We start from the raw sequence: 3551 nt of genomic DNA on the forward strand, positions 1-3551 counted from the left end.
GCCTCATTCCCGTACAATAAACATACAAAACAGACTGAGGACGAAGAGGTGCAATGATTATGTTTGATAGGCTTCAAGCCGTTGAGGATCGATATGAGCGATTGAATGAATTGCTGAGCGATCCGGATATTGTAAGTGATATGACTAAGTTGCGGACGTATTCGAAGGAACAATCCGACTTGCAGGATACGGTCGATGCGTACCGCGAATATAAAACTGCAACAAAGCAGTACGATAATGCGAAGGAAATGTTGGAAGAGCCATTGGACGATGAAATGAAAGAACTCGTCAAAATGGAGATCGCGGAGCTCGATGATCAGATCGAATCGCTTGAACAGAGGCTGAAACTGTTGCTCGTCCCGAAAGATCCGAACGATGACAAAAACGTCATCATGGAAATCCGCGGTGCGGCGGGCGGCGACGAGGCGGCGCTGTTCGCGGGCAACTTGTATAGAATGTATAGCCGGTTCGCAGAAACGAATCATTGGAAAGTGGAAGTGATGGATGCTTCGCCGACCGAGCTTGGCGGGTTCAAGGAAATCATTTTCATGATCAACGGAAGCGGCGCCTATTCCAAGCTGAAATATGAGAACGGTGCGCATCGCGTTCAGCGCGTGCCGGAAACGGAATCGGGCGGCCGCATCCATACGTCGACCGCGACCGTCGCCGTATTGCCGGAAGCGGAAGAAGTCGAAATCGACATCCACGAAAAAGATATCCGTACCGACACATTCGCATCATCCGGACCGGGTGGACAATCCGTCAACACGACGATGTCAGCCGTACGCCTGACACATTTGCCGACAGGCATCACCGTCTCATGCCAGGATGAAAAATCGCAGATCAAAAACAAAGAGAAGGCGATGAAAGTATTGCGCGCCCGCATTTACGATAAATTCATGCAGGAAGCGCAAGCTGAATACGACGAAAAGCGGAAATCCGCCGTCGGGACGGGCGATCGCTCCGAACGGATCCGGACGTACAACTTCCCGCAAAACCGCGTGACAGACCACCGGATCGGGCTCACCATCCAAAAACTCGACCAGATCATCGAAGGGAAGCTCGACGAAGTGATCGACGCTCTTATCGTCGAGGACCAGGCGAGACGGTTGGAAAGCTTGGATCAGCATGACTGAAAAAATCCATGAGGCGTTCAACAAAGCGAAATCCCTTCTTGAATCGAAAAATCTCGACACACACGCCGCACAGCTGCTCATGGAGCATGTCACACAAAAATCCGGCGCGGCATTGCTCGCGGACTTGCGTGAACCACTCACAACCAAACAGCAAACCGCTTTTTGGAATAAAACCGATGAACTGCTCACAGGCAAGCCCGTCCAGCATATTATCGGCACGGAGCAGTTTTACGGACTGTCCTTCGAGGTGAATGAGCATGTGCTCATCCCTCGGCCTGAAACGGAGGAGCTTGTTTTCGGCGCGCTTGAACGAAGCCGCAAAATCCCTGGGAAATGCCGCGTGGCGGATATCGGTACAGGGAGCGGGGCAATCGCGATTGCTTTCAAAAAAGAAATGCCTGACGCACTTGTCACGGCCACGGATATTAGTGAAGCGGCGCTGAAAGTAGCGAAGCGCAATGCCAAGCTCAATGGGGCTGAGGTCGATTTCCGGTTAGGCAATTTGGCGGAACCGATTGAGAAGGAGAAATGGGATGTCGTACTATCGAATCCCCCGTATATCGCGATGGAGGAATCGAAGCAGATGTCTCCAACAGTGCTCGATTTTGAGCCGCATAGCGCATTATTTGCGGATGATGACGGGCTGTTCTTCTATAAGCAGTTGGCGAAGAAATTGCCGAAGCTCATGAATAAGCCTTCGCTCATCGGCGTTGAGATCGGCTACTTGCAAGGGCAGGCAGTAAGTGGACTTTTCCAAAAAGCGTTTCCGAAAGCACGGGTTTCCGTTGTGAGAGATGTGAATGGAAAAGATCGAATGATATTTTGCGAGATTGATGAATAAAACCCTCCGGCCCTGTCCACAATGAGGTCAGGAGGGGATCGATATGTTGCAAGACTATGAAATTACTAAACTTGAATCCAATATATGGACGGATCGTTTGATGGCGATTGCGGAGTTCATCCTCGTGCTATTCCTCATCCAGTCCGCATTGCTATTATTTTCGGGACAGGCGGAAGAGGAAGAGGAAATCAGATTCCGGATCTTATCGCACTCGAATGCGCCTGCTGACCAGAAATTGAAAGAAGAAATCCAGCTTGTCATCGAGCCGATGATCAATCAAGCGATTTCGCAAGCAGAGTCGAAATCAGAAATTGTGGATAACTTAGCGGCGATTGAATCGACCATATTAGAGACTGCCAAATCGATGGCGGACGGACAAGACGTCAGCTTCGAACGGACGGCGGCTTTGTTTCCGCCGAAGCGGTCAGGCTTGGTCATCACGCCGCAAGCGCCGTATGACGCATATATTTTGACGATCGGAAGTGGGCGTGGCGACAATTGGTGGTGCTCTTTATTCCCGAGAGTCTGTTTTCCTGACAAGGAAGTGGAAAAAGAGGACGATGAAAAAGTCACTTTCTTCATTTGGGAGTGGATAAAGTCATTGTTCGACTGAACTTATCCACTTGAATTGTGGATAATTTGATGAAATTGTGTATAAATGGGGGTTTGAACCGTGGAAACTGAAATCGTTTCAGTGGATAACGATATGGATAACTCGATAAGTTATCAACGTGCTGTGGATATTTTAAAAGATGGAGGCGTTGTCGCGTTTCCGACCGAGACGGTGTACGGCCTTGGAGCACTTGCGACGGAAACGAGCGCCGTTCAGCGGATCTTCGAAGCGAAGGGGCGCCCGTCCGATAACCCGCTCATCGTACATATTGGCAATAAAGAAGATGTGGATAACTATGCGGTAAACGTGCCGGAAAACGCGGAGAAGCTGATGGAGGCATTTTGGCCAGGTCCGCTGACACTCGTCTTCCATAAGCGGCCCGGTGTCATTGCGGAAAATGTCACACCGGGCTTCGACACAGTCGGCATCCGGATGCCTGATCATCCTGTAGCGCTCAAGCTTCTGCGAACACTGGACGGACCGCTCGCTGCACCGAGCGCGAATCGCAGCGGCAAGCCGAGCCCGACGGAAGCTGCCCATGTGCTGACGGATTTGAAAGGGCGGATTCCGCTCATCGTCGACGGTGGCAAGACAGGGGTCGGCGTCGAATCGACCGTTCTCGACATGACGGTTCATCCGCCCGCAATTTTGCGTCCGGGCGGCGTGACGCGGGAGTTGATCGAAGAGGTGATCGGTCTCGTTCGCGCAGAAAACAAGTTGCCGGGTGTCACCGATGAGGAAACGCCGAAAGCCCCGGGCATGAAATACATGCATTATGCCCCGGAGTCGCCGCTTTTCGTCATTCAATCGGATGAATCGAAAATCCGGGAAGCGGTCAGGCAGCTCCACTCCGAAGGGAAGCGGGTTGCGGTCATCGGTCCCGATGAGTATGACATCGCAGAGGCGGACTGGTATTTCCCAGTCGGTCCGCTCCGTGATAACGAGGCAATGGCGGTTAATC

At 51.6% G+C, this 3551-nt stretch carries 4 protein-coding genes; all 4 read left to right on the forward strand.

Annotated features, from left to right (window positions below; all coding sequences use genetic code 11):
- Positions 1-59 precede the first annotated feature (59 nt).
- Entirely contained in the window at positions 60-1136 is a 1077-nt protein-coding gene (gene prfA, locus AWV70_RS16585) for a peptide chain release factor 1 (protein ID WP_060209486.1), read from the forward strand.
- Entirely contained in the window at positions 1129-1977 is an 849-nt protein-coding gene (gene prmC / locus AWV70_RS16590) for a peptide chain release factor N(5)-glutamine methyltransferase (RefSeq protein ID WP_060209488.1), read from the forward strand. Before prfA ends, prmC begins: the two co-directional genes overlap by 8 nt.
- Before the next feature lie 43 nt (positions 1978-2020).
- Positions 2021-2590: a stage II sporulation protein R gene (locus AWV70_RS16595; RefSeq protein ID WP_060209490.1), complete on the forward strand. Its 570-nt coding sequence runs from the start codon at positions 2021-2023 to the stop codon at positions 2588-2590.
- 60 nt (positions 2591-2650) lie between these two features.
- A partial coding sequence (locus tag AWV70_RS16600) for an L-threonylcarbamoyladenylate synthase (protein WP_235588719.1) occupies positions 2651-3551 on the forward strand: 901 nt, incomplete at its 3' end.

Source organism: Sporosarcina koreensis (genome assembly GCF_001531445.1).
GTDB classification, from domain to species: Bacteria; Bacillota; Bacilli; order Bacillales_A; family Planococcaceae; genus Sporosarcina; species Sporosarcina koreensis_C.